The sequence below is a fragment of the Lelliottia nimipressuralis genome (genome assembly GCF_041464075.1).
Lineage (GTDB): Bacteria > Pseudomonadota > Gammaproteobacteria > Enterobacterales > Enterobacteriaceae > Enterobacter > Enterobacter nimipressuralis.
Genome location: NZ_CP167172.1, coordinates 4,060,788 through 4,083,526, shown reverse-complemented (window position 1 = coordinate 4,083,526; position 22,739 = coordinate 4,060,788). Strand labels below are relative to the sequence as shown.

The window sequence follows — 22,739 nt, the reverse complement described above, 5'->3', positions numbered from 1 at the left end:
GGAAGGAACAGCATGACTGATGTAACTGTAAAATCGCTGGCTGCTGAGATTCAGACCCCTGTGGACCGCCTGGTACAGCAATTTGCTGATGCAGGGATCCCAAAGGCTGCTGATGACTCAGTAACTGCACAAGAAAAACAAACTTTGTTAGCGCACCTGAACCGTGAACACGGTTCAACGCCTGACAAACTGACGTTGCAGCGTAAAACGCGCAGCACGTTAAATGTTCCAGGTACCGGTGGAAAAAGCAAATCGGTACAAATCGAAGTCCGCAAGACACGCACCTTTGTAAAACGTGATCCGCAAGAGGCCGAGCGCCTTGCAGCGGAAGAGCAGGCGCAGCGTGAAGCGGAAGAGCAAGCCCATCGTGAGGCAGAAGAAACAGCCAAGCGTGAGGCAGTATTAAAAGCTGAACGTGAGGCCGCTGAAAAAGCGAAACGCGATGCCAGTGATAAAGCAAAGCGTGAAGCTGCGGAAAAAGACAAAGTGAGCAATCAACAAACTGACGAAATGACCAAAACCGCCCAGGCAGAAAAAGCCCGTCGTGAAACCGAAGCAGCCGACCTGAAGCGTAAAGCGGAAGAAGAAGCACGTCGCAAGCTCGAAGAAGATGCGCGTCGCGTGGCTGAAGAAGCACGTCGTATGGCGGAAGAAAATGCCGGTGTTTGGGCTGAGCAAGAAAAAGAGAAAGGTGAAGAGGATAAGAGCGATTATCACGTCACGACTTCTCAGCATGCTCGCCAGGCCGAAGATGAGAACGATCGTGAAGTTGAAGGCGGCCGTGGCCGTACTCGCACGACTAAAGCGGCTCGTCCTCAGAAGAAAGGCAACAAGCACTCTGAATCCAAAGCTGACCGTGAAGAAGCGCGCGCCGCTGTTCGCGGTGGTAAAGGTGGCAAGCGTAAAGGTTCCTCTTTACAGCAGGGCTTCCAGAAACCTGCTCAGGCCGTTAACCGCGACGTTGTGATTGGCGAAACCATCACCGTGGGCGACCTGGCAAACAAAATGGCTGTTAAAGGTTCTCAGGTCATCAAAGCGATGATGAAACTGGGCGCAATGGCAACCATTAACCAGGTTATCGATCAGGAAACCGCGCAGCTGGTTGCTGAAGAGATGGGCCACAAAGTTATCCTGCGTCGTGAAAACGAGCTGGAAGAAGCGGTAATGAGCGACCGTGATACTGGCGCTGCGGCAGAATCCCGCGCACCCGTTGTGACCATCATGGGTCACGTTGACCACGGTAAAACCTCTCTGCTGGACTACATTCGTTCAACGAAAGTAGCCTCTGGCGAAGCGGGCGGCATTACCCAGCACATCGGTGCTTACCACGTTGAAACTGACAACGGTATGATCACCTTCCTGGATACCCCGGGTCACGCCGCGTTTACCTCTATGCGTGCTCGTGGTGCACAGGCAACGGATATCGTTGTTCTGGTTGTTGCAGCAGATGATGGCGTGATGCCACAGACAATCGAAGCAATCCAGCACGCGAAAGCGGCGCAGGTGCCAGTGGTTGTTGCTGTGAACAAGATCGATAAGCCAGAAGCTGACATGGATCGCGTTAAAAACGAACTGTCCCAGTACGGCGTTATGCCGGAAGAGTGGGGCGGTGAGTCTCAGTTCATCCCAGTATCTGCAAAAGCGGGTACCGGTATTGATGACCTGCTGAACGCAATCCTGCTGCAGGCTGAAGTTTTGGAGCTGAAAGCCGTTCGTAAAGGCATGGCAAGCGGCGCCGTTATCGAATCCTTCCTGGATAAAGGTCGTGGCCCGGTTGCAACGGTTCTGGTCCGTGAAGGTACGCTGAACAAAGGCGACATCGTACTGTGTGGCTTCGAATACGGTCGTGTTCGTGCGATGCGTAACGAACTGGGTCAGGAAGTTCTGGAAGCAGGTCCATCCATTCCTGTGGAAATCCTGGGTCTGTCGGGTGTTCCGGCTGCCGGTGATGAAGTGACCGTTGTTCGTGACGAGAAGAAAGCGCGTGAAGTTGCACTGTATCGTCAGGGCAAATTCCGTGAAGTTAAGCTGGCTCGTCAGCAGAAATCTAAACTCGAGAACATGTTCGCTAACATGACTGAAGGCGAAGTTCACGAAGTGAACGTCGTACTGAAAGCGGACGTTCAGGGTTCTGTGGAAGCGATCTCCGACTCTTTACTGAAATTGTCTACCGACGAAGTGAAAGTGAAGATCATCGGTTCTGGTGTCGGTGGTATCACCGAAACCGACGCAACCCTGGCTGCGGCGTCCAACGCGATTCTGGTTGGCTTCAACGTTCGTGCTGATGCTTCTGCGCGTAAAGTTATCGATTCAGAAAGCCTGGATCTGCGCTACTACTCCGTCATCTACCATCTGATCGACGAAGTGAAAGCAGCGATGAGCGGCATGCTGTCTCCAGAACTGAAACAGCAGATCATCGGTCTGGCTGAAGTTCGTGACGTGTTCAAATCACCGAAATTTGGTGCGATCGCGGGTTGTATGGTTACCGAAGGTACCATCAAACGTCATAACCCAATCCGCGTTCTGCGTGACAACGTGGTTATCTACGAAGGCGAGCTGGAATCCCTGCGCCGCTTCAAAGATGACGTTAACGAAGTCCGTAACGGCATGGAATGTGGTATCGGCGTTAAGAACTACAACGATGTTCGCGTTGGCGATATGATCGAAGTGTTCGAAATCATCGAAATCCAGCGTAGCATTGCTTAATCCCCGAAAGGATTAAGAAAATTGTAAGCCGGGTAAGCGAAGCGCCACCCGGCATGAAATATCAAAAGGGGCTTATGGCCCCTTTTTTGTCTGGAGAATTTATTATGGCGAAAGAATTTGGTCGCCCACAGCGCGTGGCTCAGGAGATGCAGAAAGAGATCGCACTCATCCTGCAACGCGAAATCAAAGACCCACGCGTGGGTATGATGACCACTGTTTCGGGCGTTGAGATGTCCCGTGATCTGGCCTATGCCAAAGTGTTCGTCACGTTCCTGAACGACAAAGACGAAGCCGCTGTTAAGAACGGCATTAAAGCATTGCAGGAAGCCTCTGGTTTTATCCGCTCTCTGCTCGGTAAAGCGATGCGTCTGCGTATCGTGCCGGAGCTGACTTTCTTCTACGATAACTCGCTGGTTGAAGGTATGCGGATGTCCAACCTGGTGACCAGCGTGGTTAAACATGACGATGAACGTCGTGTGAACCCGGACGACAGCAAGGAGGACTGATGAGTCGTCCTCGTCGTCGCGGTCGCGACGTGCACGGCGTGCTGCTGCTGGATAAACCTCAGGGCGCATCCAGCAATGACGTGCTGCAAAAAGTGAAGCGTCTTTATAACGCTAACCGCGCCGGGCATACCGGTGCGCTGGACCCACTGGCGACAGGCATGCTGCCGGTCTGTCTGGGCGAAGCAACCAAGTTTTCCCAGTACCTGCTCGATTCTGATAAGCGCTATCGCGTGATCGCGAAACTTGGTCAGCGTACGGACACCTCCGACGCAGACGGTCAGGTTGTCGAAGAGCGTCCGGTGACCTTCAGTGCCGAGCAGCTTCAGGCCGCGCTGGAAAGCTTCCGTGGCGATACTCTGCAGGTGCCGTCCATGTATTCGGCGCTGAAGTATCAGGGCAAAAAGCTCTACGAATATGCCCGCCAGGGGATTGAAGTCCCGCGTGAAGCGCGCCCGATCACCGTCTACGAACTGCTGTTCATTCGCCACGAAGGTGACGAACTGGAGCTGGAAGTTCATTGCTCGAAAGGCACGTACATTCGCACCATCATTGACGATCTGGGTGAAAAACTGGGCTGTGGCGCGCATGTGATTTACCTGCGTCGTCTTGCGGTCAGTAAATATCCGGTTGAACGTATGGTGACGCTTGAGCATCTTCGTGCGCTGGTCGATCAGGCAGAAGAGCAGGGGATCTCCCCGGCCGATTTACTTGACCCGCTGCTGATGCCGATGGACAGTCCGGCTGCTGATTTCCCGATTGTGAATTTGCCCCTGACTTCATCCGTTTACTTTAAAAACGGCAATCCGGTTCGCACGACAGATACCCCGCATACCGGGCTGGTCCGTGTTACCGAAGGCGAAGAAAACAAGTTTATCGGAATGGGTGAAATCGACGACGAAGGCCGCGTAGCACCGCGTCGCCTGGTTGTTGAATATCCCCTCTAAGCGATTTACTTGCCTTGCGATAAGCAGGGGAGACGGGTAGAATATCGCCGCTTAACGTCGGGCAAATTGTTTAACAATCTGCGCGGCGTAAACTGGGGTTGCTGAATTAGAGATCGGCACCCTTTCATTCTTTATTTTTTGGAGTTCATCATGTCTCTAAGCGTTGAAGCTAAAGCTAAAATCGTTTCCGAGTTCGGTCGTGGTACTAACGACAGCGGTTCTACCGAAGTTCAGGTTGCCCTGCTGACTGCACAGATTAACCACCTGCAGGGTCACTTTGCAGAGCACAAAAAAGATCACCACAGCCGTCGTGGTCTGCTGCGTATGGTTTCTCAGCGTCGTAAACTGCTCGACTACCTGAAACGTAAAGATGTTGCACGCTACACCGCGCTGATCGAGCGTCTGGGTCTGCGTCGCTAAGTCTTGCGAGTTTCAGAAAAAGGGGCCTAATGGCCCCTTTTTTCAACCAGACGGCAGCAATTCACTGGAAACTATTGTATTGTTGCTATAAATGATCTTCATTGCAGAGGTTCGCGCGGCTAATGAGAGGCTTCACCCATGGGGGTGTCGGTTGTCATTAGTCGCGAGGATGCGAAGAAGGTCGGGTTAAATCGACAGCACACCGAAGGTGTGCTGTCATTCATTAAGAAAGGACAGAATTTTGCTGAATCCGATCGTTCGTAAATTCCAGTATGGTCAGCATACCGTCACGCTGGAAACCGGCATGATGGCGCGTCAGGCTACTGCTGCCGTTATGGTAAGCATGGATGACACCGCTGTATTCGTGACCGTTGTAGGCCAGAAAAAAGCAAAACCAGGTCAGGACTTCTTCCCTCTGACCGTGAACTATCAGGAGCGTACTTACGCTGCTGGTAAAATCCCGGGTGGCTTCTTCCGTCGTGAAGGCCGTCCAAGCGAAGGCGAAACCCTGATTGCGCGTCTGATTGACCGCCCGGTTCGTCCGCTGTTCCCGGAAGGCTTCGTAAACGAAGTTCAGGTTATCGCGACCGTTGTTTCCGTTAACCCACAGGTTAACCCGGACATCGTGGCGATGATCGGTGCATCCGCTGCACTGTCCCTGTCAGGCATTCCATTCAACGGTCCTATCGGTTCTGCTCGCGTTGGTTATATCAACGACCAGTACGTACTGAACCCGACTCAGGATGAGCTGAAAGAAAGTAAGCTGGACCTGGTTGTTGCCGGTACTGAAGCTGCCGTACTGATGGTTGAATCCGAAGCAGAACTGCTGAGCGAAGACCAGATGTTGGGCGCCGTGGTATTTGGCCACGAGCAGCAGCAGATTGTTATTCAGAACATCAACGATCTGGTGAAAGAAGCCGGTAAACCACGTTGGGACTGGCAGCCAGAAGCCGTTAACGAAGCGCTGAACGCGCGCGTTGCTGCCCTGGCAGAAGCGCGTCTGAGCGATGCATACCGCATCACTGACAAACAAGAGCGTTACGCGCAGATTGATGTCATCAAATCTGAAACCATCGCTACGCTGGTTGCAGAAGATGAATCCCTGGACGCGAACGAGCTGAGCGAAATCCTGCACGCTATCGAGAAAAATGCTGTACGTAGCCGCGTTCTGGCTGGCGAACCGCGTATCGATGGCCGCGAAAAAGACATGATCCGTGGTCTGGATGTGCGTACTGGCGTTCTGCCACGTACTCACGGTTCCGCACTGTTCACCCGTGGCGAAACTCAGGCGCTGGTAACCGCGACTCTGGGTACTGCACGTGACGCACAGAACATCGACGAACTGATGGGCGAGCGCACTGACAGCTTCCTGTTCCACTATAACTTCCCTCCGTACTCCGTAGGTGAAACCGGTATGGTTGGCTCGCCTAAGCGTCGTGAAATTGGTCACGGTCGTCTGGCGAAGCGCGGCGTGCTGGCAGTTATGCCGGAAGCTGACAAATTCCCGTACACCGTTCGTGTGGTTTCTGAAATTACCGAATCTAACGGTTCTTCTTCTATGGCTTCCGTGTGTGGCGCTTCCCTGGCTCTGATGGATGCAGGCGTGCCAATCAAAGCTGCTGTTGCGGGTATCGCAATGGGCCTGGTGAAAGAAGGCGACAACTTTGTTGTTCTGTCTGACATTCTGGGCGACGAAGATCACCTGGGCGATATGGACTTCAAAGTTGCGGGTTCCCGCGAAGGTATCTCTGCACTGCAGATGGATATCAAAATTGAAGGTATCACCAAAGAGATCATGCAGGTTGCACTGAACCAGGCTAAAGGTGCGCGTCTGCACATCCTGGGCGTGATGGAGCAGGCGATCAACGCGCCACGCGGCGACATTTCTCAGTTCGCACCGCGTATCCACACCATTAAGATCAGCCCAGACAAGATCAAAGACGTGATCGGTAAAGGCGGTTCTGTTATCCGTGCTCTGACTGAAGAGACCGGCACCACTATCGAAATCGAAGATGACGGTACTGTGAAGATCGCAGCGACCGACGGCGAAAAAGCGAAATTCGCGATTCGTCGTATCGAAGAGATCACTGCAGAAATCGAAGTGGGTCGCATCTACAATGGTAAAGTGACCCGTATCGTTGACTTTGGCGCGTTCGTTGCCATCGGTGGCGGTAAAGAAGGTCTGGTACACATCTCTCAGATCGCTGACAAGCGCGTTGAGAAAGTGACCGACTACCTGCAGATGAACCAGGAAGTCCCGGTTAAAGTTCTGGAAGTTGACCGCCAGGGCCGTATCCGTCTGAGCATTAAAGAAGCGACCGAGCAGTCTCAGCCTGCTGCCGCGCCGGTAGCCCCGGCCGCAGAACAAGGCGAGTAAGGTTGCATTTGCCCTCCGCTTCGGCGGGGGGCGTATTATCAGGCAGGACGCCTTGTTAGCAGCCGGGGGACAGGACGTTCATCCAATAGTTGTCTTCGGGAGTGGGAAATGAAGCCTTTTTTGCGCTGGTGTTTCGTTGCGACAGCTTTAACGCTGGCAGGATGCAGCAACTCTGCCTGGCGTAAGAGCGAAGTCCTCGCAGTGCCATTGCAACCGACTTTGCAGCAGGAAGTGATTCTGGCACGCATGGAACAAATTCTTGCCAGTCGGGCTTTAACCGATGATGAACGCGCACAGCTTTTATATGAGCGCGGAGTGTTGTATGATAGTCTCGGTCTGAGGGCACTAGCGCGAAATGATTTTTCACAAGCGCTGGCAATCCGACCTGATATGCCTGAAGTATTCAATTACTTAGGTATATATTTAACGCAGGCAGGCAATTTTGATGCTGCCTATGAAGCGTTTGATTCTGTACTTGAGCTTGATCCAACTTACAACTACGCGCACTTGAATCGCGGTATCGCATTGTATTACGGCGGTCGTGACAAGTTAGCGCAAGATGATCTGCTGGCGTTTTATCAAGACGATCCTAATGATCCTTTCCGCGTCCTGTGGCTTTACATCGTTGAGCAGAAGCTCAATGAGAAGCAGGCGAAAGAGGCGTTAAAACAACGCTTCGAGAAATCGGACAAGGAACAATGGGGATGGAACATTGTCGAGTTCTACCTGGGCAACATTAGCGAAGCAACGCTGATGGATAGGCTCAAGGCGGACGCAACGGATAACACCTCGCTCGCTGAGCATCTCAGTGAAACCAACTTCTATTTAGGTAAGTACTACCTAAGTCTGGGGGATATGGACAGCGCTACGGCACTGTTCAAATTAGCGGTTGCTAACAACGTCCACAACTTCGTTGAGCACCGTTATGCATTGTTGGAATTATCGCTCTTGGGCCAGGAGCAAGACGACCTGGCAGAATCGGACCAGCAATAGCTGACGTCACCACATCAGCCCGTAATCATTTTTTTGATTGCCATCACCTTAACTGGTGAGGGCGTTGTTGTTCGTCAATACACCTACTTTGAGCCGGTTCACACTTTTCAATGAAAATTGCTAATCATTTTCACGACGAGTTATGTAGACTGGCCGCCATTAATATCGAGGCACTTGTACTACATGGCTGAATTCGAAACCACTTTTGCAGATCTGGGCCTGAAGGCCACTATCCTTGAAGCCCTTAACGATCTGGGTTACGAAAAACCATCTCCGATCCAGGCTGAATGCATCCCGCATCTGCTCTCTGGTCGTGACGTGCTGGGCATGGCCCAGACTGGTAGCGGTAAAACCGCAGCGTTCTCGCTGCCACTGCTGCACAACATTGATCCGGAACTGCGTGCACCGCAGATCCTCGTACTCGCTCCGACCCGTGAACTGGCTGTTCAGGTAGCGGAAGCGATGACTGAATTCTCTAAACACATGCGCGGCGTGAACGTGGTAGCCCTTTACGGCGGCCAGCGTTATGACGTGCAGTTACGCGCCCTGCGTCAGGGTCCACAGATTGTTGTCGGTACACCTGGCCGTCTGCTGGATCACCTGAAACGCGGTACTCTGGATCTCTCTAAACTGAGCGGTCTGGTACTGGATGAAGCTGACGAAATGCTGCGCATGGGCTTCATCGAAGACGTAGAAACCATTATGGCGCAGATCCCAGAAGGTCATCAGACCGCTCTGTTCTCTGCAACGATGCCAGAAGCGATCCGTCGAATTACTCGTCGCTTCATGAAAGATCCGCAGGAAGTGCGTATCCAGTCCAGCGTAACCACTCGCCCGGACATCAGCCAGAGCTACTGGTCTGTATACGGTATGCGTAAAAACGAAGCGCTGGTGCGTTTCCTGGAAGCAGAAGATTTTGATGCGGCGATTATCTTCGTTCGTACCAAAAACGCGACCCTGGAAGTGGCTGAAGCCCTGGAACGTAGCGGCTATAACAGCGCAGCGCTGAACGGCGACATGAACCAGTCCCTGCGTGAGCAGACTCTGGAGCGTCTGAAAGACGGTCGTCTGGATATCCTGATTGCAACCGACGTGGCAGCACGTGGTCTGGACGTAGAACGTATCAGCCTGGTTGTGAACTACGACATCCCTATGGATTCCGAGTCTTACGTTCACCGTATCGGTCGTACCGGTCGTGCGGGTCGTGCTGGCCGTGCTCTGCTGTTCGTTGAGAACCGCGAGCGTCGTCTGCTGCGTAACATCGAACGCACCATGAAGCTGACCATTCCAGAAGCAGAACTGCCAAACGCAGACCTGCTGGGCAAACGCCGCCTGGAAAAATTCGCCGCGAAAGTACAGCAGCAGCTGGAAAGCAGCGATCTGGATCAGTACCGTGCTCTGCTGGCGCAAATCCAGCCGACTGTGGAAGGCGAAGAGCTGGACATCGAAACTCTGGCTGCAGCGCTGCTGAAAATGGCGCAGGGCGAACGTGCTCTGATCGTGCCACCTGATGCACCGATGCGTCCTAAGCGTGAATTCCGTGAGCGCGATGAGCGTTTCGAGCGTCGCGGTAACGATCGTAATGACCGTGGTCCACGTGGCGACCGTCCAGAGCGTAGCGGTGAAGACCGTCCACGTCGTGAGCGTCGTGACGCAGGCGATATGGAACTGTACCGCATTGAAGTTGGCCGTGATGATGGTGTTGAAGTTCGTCATATCGTTGGCGCTATCGCGAACGAAGGCGACATCAGCAGCCGTTACATCGGTAACATCAAGCTGTTCGGTACGCACTCTACGATCGAACTGCCAAAAGGCATGCCGGGCGAAGTTCTGCAGCACTTTACTCGCACCCGCATCCTGAACAAACCGATGAACATGCAGCTGATGGGCGATGCCCAGCCGCGTCCTGATCGTGGTCCTCGCCGCGAAGGTGATCGTCCAGCGGGCGAGCGTCGTTTCGGTGGCGGTGAGCGTCGTGAAGGCGGTCGTGGTCCTCGTCGTGATGGCGCAGCACCAGCCGGTGCAGGTCGCTTCAGCGGTGAGCGTCGCGAAAACCGCGGCCCACGTCGCGATGAAGGCACTGCCCGTCGTCGTGACGCGTAATTGCCACGCCTGATACACGCCTGATAGCGTAAAGTAATCATTACAGCCCCGATATTTTTTATCGGGGCTTTTTTTATTCCATTTGTACTATCGTACTGGTACAGTGCGACACATTAAAATGCAGTAGCAAAATGTTTAACTGGAGAAACGGCTGTATGGCGACACTAACCACCACACAAACTTCACCTTCGCTGCTTGGCGGCGTGGTGATTATCGGCGGGACGATAATCGGTGCAGGGATGTTTTCCCTGCCGGTGGTCATGTCCGGCGCGTGGTTCTTCTGGTCGCTGGCTGCGCTGGTTTTCACCTGGTTCTGCATGCTGCATTCCGGGCTGATGATCCTTGAGGCGAACCTGAACTACCGCATCGGGTCGAGCTTCGACACCATCACTAAAGACCTGCTCGGGAAAGGCTGGAATCTGGTAAACGGCATCTCGATTGCTTTCGTGCTGTATATCCTGACCTACGCCTACATTTCGGCGAGCGGTTCGATACTGCACCACACGTTTTCTGAAATGTCGCTGAATGTCCCGGCGCGTGTGGCGGGTCTGATCTTCGCGCTGGCCGTGGCGTTTATCGTCTGGATGAGCACCAAAGCGGTGAGCCGCATGACCGCCATCGTCCTCGGTGCAAAAGTTATCACTTTCTTCCTGACCTTCGGCAGCCTGTTGGGCCATGTCACGCCCGCTACGCTGTTTAACGTTGCCGAAAGCCACGCATCGTACTCGCCGTACCTGCTCATGACCTTGCCATTCTGCCTGGCGTCATTTGGCTACCACGGTAACGTCCCGAGCCTGATGAAGTATTACGGCAAAGATCCTCGCACCATTATTCGCTGCCTGGTTTACGGCACGCTGCTGGCGCTGGGGCTGTATGTGATTTGGCTGCTGGGGACGATGGGCAACATCCCGCGTCCGGAATTCATCGGCATTGCGCAGAAGGGCGGTAACATTGATGTGCTGGTGCAGGCGCTGAGTGGCGTGCTGAATAGCCGCAGTCTGGATCTGCTGCTGGTGGTGTTCTCGAACTTTGCCGTGGCGAGTTCGTTCCTCGGGGTGACGCTGGGGCTGTTTGACTATCTGGCGGATCTGTTTGGCTTTGACGATTCCGCGTTGGGTCGTCTCAAAACCGCGTTGCTGACCTTCCTGCCGCCGATTGTCGGTGGCCTGCTGTGGCCGAACGGGTTCCTGTACGCTATCGGCTATGCTGGTTTAGCGGCCACCATCTGGGCGGCGATCGTTCCGGCGCTGCTGGCCCGCAAATCACGTAAACGCTTCGGCAGCCCAAAATTCCGCGTCTGGGGCGGCAAGCCGATGATTGCGCTGATTCTGATCTTCGGTGTCGGAAACGCGCTGGTACATGTGCTGTCGAGCTTTGATGTGTTGCCGGTGTATCAGTAAGACGATTGCCGGATGGCGGCTGCGCCTTATCCGGCATAAAAATCTGCAGGCCCGGCAGGCGTATCGCCACCGGGCACAAACACTATCCTAGCAACTCTTCTTTCACCTGCATGGCCAGATCAAACGAGTGCAAACGCGCCTGGTGATCGAAAATCTGCCCGTTAACCATAATCTCGTCAGCCTGCGTTTCTCGTAGCACCGCCTCCAGCCCGTGACGCACTTTCGCTTTATCGCCTACCAGCGACATACTGAGCGCCTGCTGCACACCGTACTGTTCCGACGCTGACCACAGCTGATGCATATTCTCCACCGGCGGCGGCAGCTGTCCGCTCTCGCCACGGCGCAGCTTCGCAAACGCCTGCTGCATTGACGTAAAGAGGAATTCCGCATCGCGGTTGCTGTCGGCGGCGATAATGTTGATACACACCATCGCGTGCGGTTTTTCCAGCCGTTCGGACGGTTTGAACTGAGTGCGATAGAGATGCAGCGCCTGATGCAGCATATCCGGGGCAAAGTGGGAGGCAAACGCAAACGGCAGGCCGAGCTGCGCCGCCAGCTGTGCGCTATACAGACTTGAACCGAGCAGCCACACGGGGATCTTCTCGCCGTAACCGGGTACCGGGCGCACCTGCGGATGAGGATCGCGCGCATCAAACCAGTCCACCAGTTCCGCCACATCGCGCGGGAAGTTATCAATATCACCGCCCATATGACGACGCAGCGCGCGCATAGTCGGCTGATCGCTTCCTGGCGCACGGCCAAGCCCTAAATCAATTCGCCCGGGATAGAGCGTATTCAGGGTGCCAAACTGTTCGGCAATCACCAGCGGGGAGTGGTTCGGCAACATTACGCCGCCCGAGCCGAGATGCAGAGTCGTGGTGTTTGCCGCCAGATAGCCAATCAGCACCGAGGTCGCCGCGCTGGCGATGCCCACCATGTTGTGATGTTCTGCCAGCCAGTAGCGATGATAGCCACGCTGTTCCGCGAGACGGGCAAGATCCAGAGAGTGAGAAAAAGCTTCTCGTGCCGAGGAGCCTTCTGGGATCGGCGCCAGATCGAGCACCGAAAAAGGAATGGATTTATCAGTCATAACAGCTCACTTTGTCGACGGTGAATCTTTTAATAGTGCATTAAAAATTAATAACCGTTGTTAACAAAGTGAGCTTTTACACTTCATCCTTCAAACTGCCTGTGCGTTGGCTTGATCTGTTTATCCCGACACTGACTTGAGTATGCTCAGGCGGATTTCCAGACTGGCCGCTTTCATGCAGCTTAAAAGATGTCTACATTTAGGCCTGCAGCTCCAGCCCGGCCACACGTTTCCAGTAACCGTTGCAGTCGCTGTTTGCCTTTAGCGGCAGGGGAGCGGTGCCATTTTCGTTGGCACGAAACGCATCCAGCATCGCAAACACGTTAGTGTCCAGCGGTGACAGGCGCACCATATCCACCACGCCTTGCATCGACGTCAGCTCGTTGCCGAGATTGTAAACATAGCCGCTCATGGTCTGAATGCCGTTGAGGACAAAGACCTGCTGGTTCTCCTGCGACAGCATATTGCGCCCGTTGGGATACTTGATGCAGCAGGTTTCGCACTCGTCTTTCGGGCGGTCTTCGGAGCGGGCAGTGAAGCAGCGCGCGGAATACGCCAGCGGCAGATGCCCGTAGCTCAATACTTCCACTTCAAACTGATTGCGGATGCCCAGCTCTTCACACTGATTCAGCAGGTTGACCAGCCAGTCGCGGGAGAGTTCCACCGGCATACACCAGCGCGTCATCCCCTGTTTCAGCAGCAGGCGCAGGGTCACGGCGTTATAGCAATTGAGCGCATGTCCGGCGACAAACGGCAGCTTGCGTTCAGCGCACATGTTCACCACGCCAAGATCGCTCGCTTCCAGCAGGAAATCACCGTTCTCGACGTAGCGTTTAATCTCGCCCAGCTCCGATGAGGCCTGCACCAGCGCAAGCGTCGACAGCACCACCTGCTTGCCGCTGCCGGCGAGGTTTTTCGCCATATCCAGCCAGTCGCCCACTTTGGTTGCACGACGTTTGCTGCAGACGGACTCCCCGAGATAAATCGTATCGGCGCTACTGCCCGCCGCCTGCTGGTAAAAATCTTCCAGCGTCTCTTTTGACCAGTAGTAGAGCACGGGTCCTAATGAATATTTCATGGATTATCTCACTGCCATTTACGGTGATACGCGCCAAGCGTGGTTTGCGTGCCTTCGGACATCGCGCCCAGGGTGTCCATCCAGGCCGGTTGTGGGGCGTAATTCTGCGGATCGGCCATGCAGCGATCGATCGCCTGTCGCCACACTTTCGCCACCTGGCTGACGTACGCCGGGCTGCGTTGACGACCCTCGATTTTCACCGAGGCAATGTTCGCCGCCAGCAGTTCCGGCAGTAGTTCCAGCGTGTTCAGGCTGGTGGGTTCTTCCAGGGCGTGATAGCGTTCGCCGTCGACCAGATAACGGCCTTTGCACAGCGTCGGATATCCGGCGTTTTCCCCGTCCTGATAGCGGTCGATCAGCACGTCATTCAGCCGCGACTCCAGCCCCTGTGGTGTCTGCTGCCAGCGCACAAAGCGGGCAGGGGAGCAGGCCCCGACGGTATTCGGTGATTCGCCGGTCAGATAGGACGAGAGATAGCAGCGGCCTTCAGCCATGATGCACAGGCTGCCGAACGCAAAAACTTCCAGTGGAACTGGCGAGACCCGCGCCAGTTGCTTAACCTGATGAATAGACAGCACGCGCGGCAACACCACGCGGGCGACGTCAAAGTGACGATGATAAAAGCGCACGGCCTCTTCGTTGGTGGCCGAGGCCTGAACAGAGACATGGCGCTCAATATGCGGATAGCGTTCTGCGGCATACTCCAGCATAGCGAGGTCGGCGAGGATCAACGCGTCTGCCCCGAGCTGTGCCGCCATATCCACCGCGCGCTGCCAGCGTACATAACCATCGGGATGCGCAAAGGTGTTGATGGCGATATGTAACTTGCGGCGGTGCTGGTGGACGAAATTGACCGCTTCCTGGAGCTTCTTCTCCGTGAAGTTCAGACCAGCAAAATGGCGGGCGTTGGTGTCATCTTTCAGCCCGATATAGACCGCATCGGCGCCGTTTTCGATGGCCGCTTTAAGTGCCGGAAGGTTTCCGGCTGGACAGAGCAGCTCCATAATTTATCCTGACGTTCGCTGCCCCAGAGGGCACAAAATTGTTAACGAACGGGGAGTTTAATTAACCTCCACGCGACAATTTTTGATTTAAGGCAGTTAATGGCGTATTGATGACACCAATAATCAATCATGCCGCAATACGGTTTGTTGATTTACGCCGCTACGATGGCTGCCGGATATGGCAAAATAACAGGATTATCGACATCAGGGAGTAAAGCTCGTGCTGGAAAAACTGCGTTCACGCCTCGTACAATTTGGTCCATCTCTGCTGAGCGTGCCGGTCAAACTCACGCCGTTCGCTCTTAAACGCCAGGTGATTCAGCAGGTGCTGAGCTGGCAGTTCCGCCAGGCGCTGGAAGAGGGTGAGCTGGAGTTTCTCGACGGGCGCTGGCTACGCATCGAGGTGCGTGACATCGGACTGTGCTGGTTTACCTCCGTCGAGAACGGCAAGCTGATGGTCAGTGATTCCGCCCCGGCGGATGTCAGTTTCAGCGCGAATGCCAGCGATCTGCTGATGATCGCCGCGCGTAAGCAGGACCCGGATACCCTTTTCTTCCAGCGTCGTCTGGTGATTGAAGGGGATACCGAGCTTGGCCTGTACGTCAAAAATTTAATGGATGCCATTGAGCTGGATCAGATGCCGAAGGCGCTGCGCACGGTGCTGATGCAAATGGCCGATTTCGTTGAGGCGGGTCTGAAAACCCCGCCCGAAAGTAAACACACTTCAGTAGGTGAGCCATGCTGATTCGAGTTGAAATTGGGATTGATGCCCCTGGCATTGATTCATTATTACGTCGGTCATTCCCGGAAGACGCCGAGGCCCGACTGGTCCACGATCTGCGTGAAGACGGGCTGGTGACGCTCGGCCTGGTTGCGACGGATGACGAAGGACAGGTTGTGGGTTACGTGGCCTTTAGCCCGGTCGCCGTTCAGGGCGAAGATCTTCAGTGGGTCGGAATGGCACCGCTGGCTGTCGACGAAAACTATCGCGGTCAGGGGCTGGCGCGCCAGCTGGTCTATGAAGGGCTGGATTCTCTGAATGAGTTCGGATACGCGGCGGTGGTCACGCTGGGCGACCCGGCATTCTATGGCCGTTTAGGTTTTGAGCCTGCCGCCCCTTACGATCTGCACTGCCGCTGGCCGGGTACTGAGACCGCCTTCCAGGTGCATCGTCTGGCAGATGACGCGCTGAACGGCGTCAGCGGTCTGGTGGAGTATCACGACCACTTCAATCGTCTTTAATCGACGCGTTTTGCAGGCGCTCGCGTAGCGCCTCAAACGAACCATCCCCGGCGACGAGGCGTTCTTTCTGGCGCTTCGTCAGCTGCTTAATGCGGTACTCCATCTTCAGTGCCAGCGAGCGCTCACCGACATGCGCCGAAAAGGCCAGCGTCAGCTCACCTTTCCCCCGCAGCGCTTTGGCGCCTTTCCCCGTTTGATGTTCAAGGAAACGCCGCGCTACATCGGTGGTAATCCCGGTGTAGAGTGCATTATTGGCCGTTCGGACAAGATAGAGAAACCAGCACACAGTTTGCAGATTCAGTATGTTAAGGTGAACGCACCATAGCATGAGAGAGCGCGAAAATGGAAACTCTGGCCGCTATCAGCCGTTGGCTGGCAAAGCAGCACGTCGTCACCTGGTGTGTCCATCAGGAGGGCGAGCTGTGGTGCGCGAATGCGTTTTACCTTTACGATCCCGAACGCGTCGCGTTTTACCTCTTAAGCGAAGATAAAACCCGTCATGCGCAGATGTCCGGGCCACAAGCACCTGTCGCCGGCACCGTTAATGGCCAGCCGAAAAATGTCGCGCTGATTCGTGGCGTGCAGTTTAAAGGCGAGATCCGCCGTCTGGAAGGGGAAGAGAGCGACGCGATGCGCAAGCGCTATACACGTCGCTTCCCGGTTGCGCTTGCTCTGTCAGCGCCCGTCTGGGAAATTCGCCTCGATGAGCTGAAGTTCACAGACAACACGCTGGGCTTTGGCAAAAAGCTTCACTGGCTACGAGCCGAGCAGGCGTAACGCTTCGCGATTAAAGGCGGGCAGATCGTCCGGCGTACGGCTGGTCACCAGCTGATTGTTATCGACGACCACTTCCTGATCGTAAAAATCAGCGCCCGCGTTTTTAAGATCGATAACGATCGGTTTAACCGCCGTCAGCTTGCGTCCACGCACCACTTCGGCGCTGATCAGCAGCTGTGGCCCATGGCAGATCGCGAAGACAGGCTTGCCGCTGGAGACAAAATCGCGCGTGAACGTCACAAAGCGCTCGTCGCCGCGCAGCGTATCCGGGGAGTGACCGCCAGGCAGCAGCAGGGCGTCGAAATCCGCCGGACGCACCTCATCAATGGCTTTATCGATAGTAACGCTGGCCTCGCCTTTATGGCCTTTCACCGTTTTTCCGGCCTGCTTGTCGATGGTGATGACCTCATGTCCCGCTTTGCGGAACGCCTCTGCAGGAGAGGTGAACTCTGAATCTTCAAACTCATCGGTGATCAAGACGGCTATTTTCTTGCTCATGCTTCCTCCGTTGTTTTGGCTTCAGACAGATTTTTTGCCGTTTGTGGTAAATACTTACCCGTAACAGACTTTTAAGTGTGGCTAAGCAGACTGAAATCGCAAACGGACTAATCTGCAAAGGAGACAAAATGAGCCAGGTATTAATCACAGGTACCACCGGGCTGGTGGGCGGACACTTGTTGCGAATGCTGATCCAGCAGCCCTGGATCAACTACATTGCCGCGCCGACGCGACGCCCACTGGCGGATATTTCCGGCGTCTTTAACCCCCACGATCCGCAGCTAACCGATGCACTCGGCCAGGTGCAGGATCCGATTGATATCGCCTTCTGCTGCCTGGGCACGACCCGTCGCGAAGCCGGGAGCAAAGAGGCTTTTATCCACGCCGACTACACGCTGGTGGTGGACACGGCGCTCACGGCTAAACGGCTGGGCGCAAAGCATTTCCTGGTGGTCAGCTCAATGGGAGCCAATGCCAGCTCGCCGTTCTTTTACAACAAAGTGAAAGGCAAAATGGAAGACGCGCTAATTGCACAGAACTGGGAGCGGCTCACGATTGTGCGACCGTCAATGTTGCTGGGCGATCGCGAAAAGCAGCGTTTTAATGAGTCCATTTTTGCGCCCCTGTTCCAGCTTTTTCCGGGTAACTGGAAATCTATTCAGGCACGTGATGTGGCGAGCGCTATGCTGCACGAAGCACGTTCTCCCTCAAAAGAGGGCGTCAATATTATCCCCTCGGCTAAACTGCGTGAAATCGCCAAAGGTGAGGCGTAAACTCCCCGGGCTAAATTAATTACACTCCCCGGGGAATGCTATGACTGGTCAGTCTTCATCTCAGGCGGCAACGCCATTTCAGTGGTGGAAGCCCGCACTCTTTTTTCTCGTCGTTATTATTGGTCTTTGGTATGTGAAATGGCAGCCCTATTACGGCAAAGCGTTCACCGCCGCGGAAACCCACAGCATCGGTAAATCCATACTGGCGCAGGCAGAAACCAGCCCGCTGCAGGCGGCCTGGGATTACGCGATGGTCTACTTCCTGGCGGTCTGGAAAGCGGCAGTGCTGGGCGTGCTGCTCGGTTCCCTGATTCAAGTGCTGATTCCGCGCCACTGGCTGATGCGTACGCTCGGGCAGCCACGCTTTCAGGGAACGCTGCTTGGCACGATCTTCTCTCTGCCTGGAATGATGTGTTCCTGCTGCGCGGCGCCCGTGACGGCGGGGATGCGGCGCCAGAATGTGTCAATGGGCGGGGCGCTGGCTTTCTGGATGGGAAATCCGGTGCTTAACCCGGCGACGCTGGTCTTTATGGGCTTTGTGCTGGGCTGGCATTTCGCGCTAATCCGTCTGGTGGCCGGGGTGATCATGGTGCTGGTTGTTGCTTCACTGGTGCAGTATCTGGTGAAAGATCGGCTCGTGCAGCCTGTGCCAATCGACGTTGCCACGCCTGAACCGCAAGGGACGTTTTTCTCCCGCTGGGGTAAGGCGCTGTGGCAGCTCTTCTGGAGCACCATCCCGGTCTATATTCTGGCGGTGCTGGTCCTTGGCGCGGCGCGTGTCTGGTTGTTCCCTCATGCGGACGGGGCGATCGATAACACGCTGCTGTGGGTGATTGCGATGGCGGTTGCTGGATGCCTGTTTGTCATCCCGACGGCGGCAGAAATCCCGATTGTGCAGACCATGATGCTCGCGGGGATGGGCGCTGCACCTGCGCTGGCGCTTTTGATGACGCTTCCGGCGGTCAGCCTGCCGTCACTGATTATGCTGCGCAAATCATTCCCGGCAAAAGCCCTGTGGCTGACGGGATTGCTGGTGGCGATAGGTGGGGTTATCACGGGCAGCATTGCGCTGCTTTAAGACATAAAAAACCCGGCAATCGCCGGGTTTTCTATTATTTGATGAAGGTAAAGGCGGTCGTGACTTTCTTCACACCGCTCACGCGGCTGGCAATATCAGCTGCCGCTTTGCCTTCACGATCCGTGACCAAACCGAGCAGGAACACTTCGCCATTCTCGGTGGTGACTTTCACGTTGGACGATTTCACCTGATCGCTACCCAACAGCTGGGAGCGCACTTTGGTGGTGATCCAGGTATCCGACGACGCAGTGCCCAGACCAATCGGCTGACCCTGACGCACTTCGTTAAACACCTCGGTGGTGCCTTCTACGCCCATGGCAATCTGTTTCGCACGGGACGCGAGATCCAGATTCGGCGCCTGGCCTGCCAGCAGCACTTTGCCCTGATAGGCGGTGACGTTGATACGCGCTTCTTTCTTAATTTGTTCGTCTTTCGACAGGGCGCTGTTCACGCGCAGTTCCAGCGTACCGTCGTCCACCTGAGTTCCCACAGAGCGCGGGTCGGTTGCGGCTTTGGTGCCAACAGCCGCAGTACCCACAACGGCCGCCGCGATGCATCCCTGAAGCAGCAGCGCAGAAATAAGGACTGCGAGGGGCGTTAATGCCTTCATTAGTACTCCTTAATCATCCTGGTGAGGGAAAAGCGTGTTATCGATCAGATCGCATAAGCAGTTCACCGTCAGCATGTGCATTTCCTGAATGCGCGCGCTGCGATGCGAAGGAATGCGGATTTCCACATCCTGCGGTCCTAAAAGACCCGCCAGTTCGCCACCGTCATAGCCCGTCAGCGCGACGATAGTCATATCGCGCGTCACGGCCGCTTCAACGGCTTTGACGATATCGCGGCTATTACCGCGCGTGGAAATCGCCAGCAGAACATCCCCGGCATGCCCTAAGGCGCGTACCTGTTTTGCGTATATTTCGTCATGCAGACGATCGTTGGCAATCGCCGTTAAGACCACATTATCGGTATTAAGTGCAATGGCGGGTAAACTTGGGCGTTCTGTTTCAAAACGATTGATCATGCTGGCAGCAAAATGCTGTGCGTTGGCGGCCGATGTGCCATTGCCACAACAGAGGATTTTGTTGCCATTAAGCAGGGACTGCACCAGCGTCATCGCGGCACGAGAAATAGCATCCGGGAGGGCTTCCGCCGCTGCAATCTGAGTTTGAATGCTTTCTGTGAAACAAACCTTAATTCTTTCGAGCACGTTATCCCTTTAAAACTTTGTTTTAGACGTCTTCGCCAAAGGCGTTTTTAAGCCATTCTACGTCGTTTCCGGTGAAGGCTACCACATCGAACCGGCAATCCACAGTATCAAAACTCCCATTATGGCGGGCGAGCCACAAGTGGGCAGTTTGTAATAATTTACGTTGTTTGGCGAGCGTCACGCTGGCGGCAGCGCCACCAAAGCGGGACGACTGTCGGAAACGGACTTCAATAAACACGGTGACCTGACCCTCTTTCATGATCAGATCAATTTCGCCGCCCCGTCCACGAACGTTGGCGGCGATAAAGCGCAGTCCTTTGCCTTCCAGCCAGCGACGGGCTGTTAACTCCCACGCGTCGCCCGTCTGTTTACGGCTTAACTCGCCGGGACGATCTGCCCCTGCTGGTATTTGAGCCATGATAACTTCCTGTTAATCACGCAATCCTGAGTCGCGGTGAGATCGCCGGTGTTGCCGTTAAGCTCAAAGCCTGGCACCTGACGCATCTGGGTAAAGTGGTTAGCCAGCGCCCACGCATCCACGCCCATCGCGTAAAGACGTGCGAGGGAGTAATCGTTACGCACGCTGCTCAGCGCCTGCTGCATCAGGGCCGGATTGCTGCCCGCCAGCATTGGAATTTCGCTGTACTGCAGGCCGTCCATCTCCAGACGGAAATCCGGGCCAGCCGTCCCTTGCGCGCTACGTGAGCTGGCATACAAGGTTACACCGCTCTGACTACCGTTACGCATCGCAATCATCGGCTTGATAAAGGCAATCTCTTCTGGCGTGGCGACAATGTACGCCGCGTCCACTTTACCGCCACCGCTGATTTGTGCATCAGTCGGCGGAGCCGGGATGGTCAGGCCGCCGATGGTGACGCTCTGCTGCTGAGGCAGGCTGGCCGAAATCGGGCTGCCGGTCAGGGCGATACCGGAACCGCCGTTTACGCCTGCACGCAGTTCAGACGTCGAACCAAATTTCTGCTGCAGTACCACGCTGCCGCCCAGTTGTTGCCACTCCTGAGCAAACGCATTCGCCACGCGATCGCCGAGAGCGCTACGCGGCGTCAGCAGCAGCGGAGCCTGTTTCCCCTGCTCGTGGATATGACGCGCGGCGTCACGCGCCTCATCTTCCGGCGAAAGTGCGAAATAGCAAATGTTCGCGCGGTTTTGCACTTGCTCAGGTTGGTTGAGGGCCAGCACGTTCAGCGTGGTGTTGCTCTTCATCAGCTCTTCAACGTTATTCTTCAGCAGCGGGCCGACCACAATGCTGGCACCGTCCTGCTGAACCTGCGCCAGAATCTGATCGATCGGCTGTGAGCTGGTGTCGTAAATCTTCAGTTCGGCGCCTGGATTTGCGGTGGTGGCCGCAACGGCCTGTGGCTGAGCGGCAGGCTGCTGTTCCGGTGCGGTGGTTTGCGGGGCAGTGACAGCGGCATCGGTTGCCGGGGCTGCTGGCGCTTGCGCCGGAGTCTGTTCCTGCGCTTCGGGCGCTGGCGCAGCCACCGGAGGCGTGGTTGGCGCCGTGACTGGATTCTGCATCGTGCCCTGGGCAGGCGCTTGCGAGGTCGTTAAATCACTGGTTTCTGCCGCAGAGGGGCTAATCACGTCATTGACGTTGGCGGCCTGCGCAGCCTGTGCCGGGATGGCGTTCCCCGCAACGGCGGTGGTGCCGTTTTTCGCCGCTTCAAAGCCCTGCTGAATGGTGCGACCAAACACCGCCGCCTGACCGTTCAGGGGCAGTAACAGGGCGATTTTATTGACGGAAGCCGGTTTGAAGTTCTGCACGTTCACCAGCTGCGTTGGCAGCATTTTCGCGCCTGGATTTTGCGGATAGCGAGTCTGCCAGTCGGTGATTCCGGCTTTGAGCATTTTCGGATCGCTGCGGTTGTTGAACCACATCTGCTGCAAATCCAGCCAGCCCTGGAGTACGTTTTCGTCGGCGTTGATCACCAGCGTTTGCGCCTGTTCCGGCGTCATAGCGGAAAGCGCCTGCCAGGTGGCGTCGATATTTTTCTGCTTAGCATCGCCGCTCAGCAGCGGCTCTTGCGCAATCAGCGCGCGGAGCAGGGCCAGAGAAGGGCGACCCTGTTCGGCGGCGATGGTCGCCTGCCAGTAGCGTGCCTGCTGGTTGTTATCCAGCGCTTTCACGTCGATATCGGCGAGGATCTTTTTCGCCGCCGCGTAATCTTTCTGCGCGGTTTTCACTTCGGCCGACAGCAGAGTCTGTTCGCGGCGCTGGGTATCGTTCAGTTCCTGCGGCAGCTGGTTATACAGATCGACAGCCTGCTGCGTTTTGCCTTCTTTCAGCAGTGAACGAATGGCAAGTAATTGCCAGTTGGTCTTGGTATCATCTGAGCTTTGCGACATTTGTTGCAGATAATAGCCAGAATCAGCCTGCGCAGTACCCTGCATATGGGCAGCAGTCTGATCGGGCGCCTGAGTGCCACAGCCTGCGAAAATCAGCGCTGCCAGCACAATGGGCAGGCTGCGCGAAGCTTTTGTTCGAAGAAACGTTAAGGGTACCATACTGTATCCAGTGA

At 55.4% G+C, this 22,739-nt stretch carries 23 protein-coding genes; 14 read left to right on the top strand and 9 right to left on the bottom strand.

The genetic code is table 11. The features are described from left to right. Positions 1–12 precede the first annotated feature (12 nt). From infB to mtr, 9 genes are all read left to right on the top strand, one after another. Positions 13–2,706, top strand: coding sequence for a translation initiation factor IF-2 (infB, locus tag ACB496_RS19550; RefSeq protein WP_100778755.1), 2,694 nt, complete (start codon positions 13–15; stop codon positions 2,704–2,706). Positions 2,707–2,810: 104 nt separating this feature from the next. Next, on the top strand, positions 2,811–3,212 hold the full coding sequence (rbfA, locus tag ACB496_RS19545; RefSeq protein WP_100778756.1) for a 30S ribosome-binding factor RbfA: 402 nt from the start codon (positions 2,811–2,813) through the stop codon (positions 3,210–3,212). Next, entirely contained in the window at positions 3,212–4,156 is a 945-nt protein-coding gene (truB, locus tag ACB496_RS19540) for a tRNA pseudouridine(55) synthase TruB (protein WP_248859223.1), read from the top strand. The genes rbfA and truB overlap by 1 nt, the downstream gene beginning before the upstream one ends. A gap of 150 nt (positions 4,157–4,306) precedes the next feature. Continuing rightward, positions 4,307–4,576: a 30S ribosomal protein S15 gene (gene rpsO / locus ACB496_RS19535; protein WP_003861789.1), complete on the top strand. Its 270-nt coding sequence runs from the start codon at positions 4,307–4,309 to the stop codon at positions 4,574–4,576. 241 nt (positions 4,577–4,817) lie between these two features. After that, positions 4,818–6,953: a polyribonucleotide nucleotidyltransferase gene (pnp, locus tag ACB496_RS19530; RefSeq protein WP_371973309.1), complete on the top strand. Its 2,136-nt coding sequence runs from the start codon at positions 4,818–4,820 to the stop codon at positions 6,951–6,953. Positions 6,954–7,061: 108 nt separating this feature from the next. Then, positions 7,062–7,946 carry a lipoprotein NlpI gene (nlpI, locus tag ACB496_RS19525; protein ID WP_100778758.1) on the top strand — a complete coding sequence of 295 codons (885 nt, stop codon included), beginning with the start codon at positions 7,062–7,064 and terminating at the stop codon, positions 7,944–7,946. Between the two features lie 110 nt (positions 7,947–8,056). Continuing rightward, positions 8,057–8,137 (top strand): protein YrbN, encoded by an 81-nt coding sequence (gene yrbN, locus ACB496_RS19520; RefSeq protein ID WP_097919743.1) that lies wholly within the window; start codon positions 8,057–8,059, stop codon positions 8,135–8,137. After that, positions 8,130–10,049: a DEAD/DEAH family ATP-dependent RNA helicase gene (locus ACB496_RS19515; protein ID WP_100778759.1), complete on the top strand. Its 1,920-nt coding sequence runs from the start codon at positions 8,130–8,132 to the stop codon at positions 10,047–10,049. The genes yrbN and ACB496_RS19515 overlap by 8 nt, the downstream gene beginning before the upstream one ends. Before the next feature lie 155 nt (positions 10,050–10,204). Next, entirely contained in the window at positions 10,205–11,449 is a 1,245-nt protein-coding gene (gene mtr / locus ACB496_RS19510; protein ID WP_100778760.1) for a tryptophan permease, read from the top strand. A gap of 82 nt (positions 11,450–11,531) precedes the next feature. On the opposite strand, the gene ACB496_RS19505 is transcribed toward mtr, so the two are convergent. The 3 genes from ACB496_RS19505 to ACB496_RS19495 all read right to left on the bottom strand — a co-directional run bounded on the left by ACB496_RS19505 (position 11,532) and on the right by ACB496_RS19495 (position 14,621). After that, entirely contained in the window at positions 11,532–12,539 is a 1,008-nt protein-coding gene (locus ACB496_RS19505; protein WP_100778761.1) for a luciferase-like monooxygenase, read from the bottom strand. A 199-nt stretch (positions 12,540–12,738) separates the two neighbouring features. Beyond that, on the bottom strand, positions 12,739–13,617 hold the full coding sequence (locus ACB496_RS19500) for a U32 family peptidase (RefSeq protein ID WP_123428249.1): 879 nt from the start codon (positions 13,615–13,617) through the stop codon (positions 12,739–12,741). Positions 13,618–13,625: 8 nt separating this feature from the next. Beyond that, on the bottom strand, positions 13,626–14,621 hold the full coding sequence (locus tag ACB496_RS19495; RefSeq protein WP_100778763.1) for a peptidase U32 family protein: 996 nt from the start codon (positions 14,619–14,621) through the stop codon (positions 13,626–13,628). Between the two features lie 220 nt (positions 14,622–14,841). Between ACB496_RS19495 and ACB496_RS19490 the strand changes: the two genes are divergently transcribed. After that, a complete protein-coding gene (locus ACB496_RS19490; RefSeq protein ID WP_181826910.1) occupies positions 14,842–15,366 on the top strand; it encodes an SCP2 domain-containing protein in 525 nt (174 codons plus the stop codon). After that, positions 15,360–15,863: a GNAT family N-acetyltransferase gene (locus tag ACB496_RS19485; RefSeq protein ID WP_102105478.1), complete on the top strand. Its 504-nt coding sequence runs from the start codon at positions 15,360–15,362 to the stop codon at positions 15,861–15,863. The genes ACB496_RS19490 and ACB496_RS19485 overlap by 7 nt, the downstream gene beginning before the upstream one ends. Here the strand turns inward: ACB496_RS19485 and ACB496_RS19480 are convergent. Then, positions 15,850–16,191: a GIY-YIG nuclease family protein gene (locus tag ACB496_RS19480; RefSeq protein WP_371973304.1), complete on the bottom strand. Its 342-nt coding sequence runs from the start codon at positions 16,189–16,191 to the stop codon at positions 15,850–15,852. The genes ACB496_RS19485 and ACB496_RS19480 overlap by 14 nt on opposite strands. Positions 16,192–16,205: 14 nt before the next feature. Between ACB496_RS19480 and ACB496_RS19475 the strand changes: the two genes are divergently transcribed. Then, on the top strand, positions 16,206–16,640 hold the full coding sequence (locus ACB496_RS19475) for a YhbP family protein (protein WP_102105476.1): 435 nt from the start codon (positions 16,206–16,208) through the stop codon (positions 16,638–16,640). Here the strand turns inward: ACB496_RS19475 and ACB496_RS19470 are convergent. Then, a complete protein-coding gene (locus ACB496_RS19470; RefSeq protein WP_100778768.1) occupies positions 16,620–17,138 on the bottom strand; it encodes a type 1 glutamine amidotransferase domain-containing protein in 519 nt (172 codons plus the stop codon). The genes ACB496_RS19475 and ACB496_RS19470 overlap by 21 nt on opposite strands. A gap of 128 nt (positions 17,139–17,266) precedes the next feature. Between ACB496_RS19470 and ACB496_RS19465 the strand changes: the two genes are divergently transcribed. Together ACB496_RS19465 and ACB496_RS19460 are read left to right on the top strand one after the other, a co-directional pair. Next, positions 17,267–17,911 carry an NAD(P)H-binding protein gene (locus ACB496_RS19465; RefSeq protein ID WP_142503649.1) on the top strand — a complete coding sequence of 215 codons (645 nt, stop codon included), beginning with the start codon at positions 17,267–17,269 and terminating at the stop codon, positions 17,909–17,911. A gap of 40 nt (positions 17,912–17,951) precedes the next feature. Further along, a complete protein-coding gene (locus tag ACB496_RS19460) occupies positions 17,952–18,989 on the top strand; it encodes a permease (RefSeq protein ID WP_123428259.1) in 1,038 nt (345 codons plus the stop codon). A 34-nt stretch (positions 18,990–19,023) separates the two neighbouring features. Here ACB496_RS19460 and dolP read toward each other — a convergent pair whose 3' ends face one another. Genes dolP through ACB496_RS19440 form a run of 4 tightly spaced genes read right to left on the bottom strand, consistent with a single transcriptional unit; the run spans position 19,024 to position 22,725 of the window. After that, entirely contained in the window at positions 19,024–19,599 is a 576-nt protein-coding gene (dolP, locus tag ACB496_RS19455) for a division/outer membrane stress-associated lipid-binding lipoprotein (protein WP_100778770.1), read from the bottom strand. Positions 19,600–19,608: 9 nt separating this feature from the next. Then, positions 19,609–20,199 (bottom strand): DnaA initiator-associating protein DiaA, encoded by a 591-nt coding sequence (gene diaA, locus ACB496_RS19450; protein ID WP_003861754.1) that lies wholly within the window; start codon positions 20,197–20,199, stop codon positions 19,609–19,611. A 22-nt stretch (positions 20,200–20,221) separates the two neighbouring features. Next, the gene (locus ACB496_RS19445) at positions 20,222–20,617 is read right to left on the bottom strand and encodes a YraN family protein (RefSeq protein ID WP_100778771.1); all 396 of its coding nucleotides are present in this window, start codon (positions 20,615–20,617) and stop codon (positions 20,222–20,224) included. After that, positions 20,575–22,725 carry a penicillin-binding protein activator gene (locus ACB496_RS19440; protein ID WP_371973295.1) on the bottom strand — a complete coding sequence of 717 codons (2,151 nt, stop codon included), beginning with the start codon at positions 22,723–22,725 and terminating at the stop codon, positions 20,575–20,577. Before ACB496_RS19440 ends, ACB496_RS19445 begins: the two co-directional genes overlap by 43 nt. Positions 22,726–22,739 lie beyond the last annotated feature (14 nt).

Bases quoted from the DNA above. Each gene is read 5' to 3' on its own strand.
- dolP (WP_100778770.1), bottom strand. From the start codon at position 19,599: ATGAAGGCATTAACGCCCCTCGCAGTCCTTATTTCTGCGCTGCTGCTT.
- ACB496_RS19465 (WP_142503649.1), top strand. From the start codon at position 17,267: ATGAGCCAGGTATTAATCACAGGTACCACCGGGCTGGTGGGCGGACAC.
- mtr (WP_100778760.1), top strand. From the start codon at position 10,205: ATGGCGACACTAACCACCACACAAACTTCACCTTCGCTGCTTGGCGGC.
- ACB496_RS19445 (WP_100778771.1), bottom strand. From the start codon at position 20,617: ATGGCTCAAATACCAGCAGGGGCAGATCGTCCCGGCGAGTTAAGCCGT.
- ACB496_RS19480 (WP_371973304.1), bottom strand. From the start codon at position 16,191: ATGCTATGGTGCGTTCACCTTAACATACTGAATCTGCAAACTGTGTGC.
- ACB496_RS19495 (WP_100778763.1), bottom strand. From the start codon at position 14,621: ATGGAGCTGCTCTGTCCAGCCGGAAACCTTCCGGCACTTAAAGCGGCC.
- rpsO (WP_003861789.1), top strand. From the start codon at position 4,307: ATGTCTCTAAGCGTTGAAGCTAAAGCTAAAATCGTTTCCGAGTTCGGT.
- yrbN (WP_097919743.1), top strand. From the start codon at position 8,057: ATGAAAATTGCTAATCATTTTCACGACGAGTTATGTAGACTGGCCGCC.
- rbfA (WP_100778756.1), top strand. From the start codon at position 2,811: ATGGCGAAAGAATTTGGTCGCCCACAGCGCGTGGCTCAGGAGATGCAG.
- ACB496_RS19485 (WP_102105478.1), top strand. From the start codon at position 15,360: ATGCTGATTCGAGTTGAAATTGGGATTGATGCCCCTGGCATTGATTCA.
- ACB496_RS19500 (WP_123428249.1), bottom strand. From the start codon at position 13,617: ATGAAATATTCATTAGGACCCGTGCTCTACTACTGGTCAAAAGAGACG.
- infB (WP_100778755.1), top strand. From the start codon at position 13: ATGACTGATGTAACTGTAAAATCGCTGGCTGCTGAGATTCAGACCCCT.
- ACB496_RS19515 (WP_100778759.1), top strand. From the start codon at position 8,130: ATGGCTGAATTCGAAACCACTTTTGCAGATCTGGGCCTGAAGGCCACT.
- ACB496_RS19460 (WP_123428259.1), top strand. From the start codon at position 17,952: ATGACTGGTCAGTCTTCATCTCAGGCGGCAACGCCATTTCAGTGGTGG.
- nlpI (WP_100778758.1), top strand. From the start codon at position 7,062: ATGAAGCCTTTTTTGCGCTGGTGTTTCGTTGCGACAGCTTTAACGCTG.
- truB (WP_248859223.1), top strand. From the start codon at position 3,212: ATGAGTCGTCCTCGTCGTCGCGGTCGCGACGTGCACGGCGTGCTGCTG.
- ACB496_RS19475 (WP_102105476.1), top strand. From the start codon at position 16,206: ATGGAAACTCTGGCCGCTATCAGCCGTTGGCTGGCAAAGCAGCACGTC.
- ACB496_RS19505 (WP_100778761.1), bottom strand. From the start codon at position 12,539: ATGACTGATAAATCCATTCCTTTTTCGGTGCTCGATCTGGCGCCGATC.
- ACB496_RS19440 (WP_371973295.1), bottom strand. From the start codon at position 22,725: ATGGTACCCTTAACGTTTCTTCGAACAAAAGCTTCGCGCAGCCTGCCC.
- ACB496_RS19470 (WP_100778768.1), bottom strand. From the start codon at position 17,138: ATGAGCAAGAAAATAGCCGTCTTGATCACCGATGAGTTTGAAGATTCA.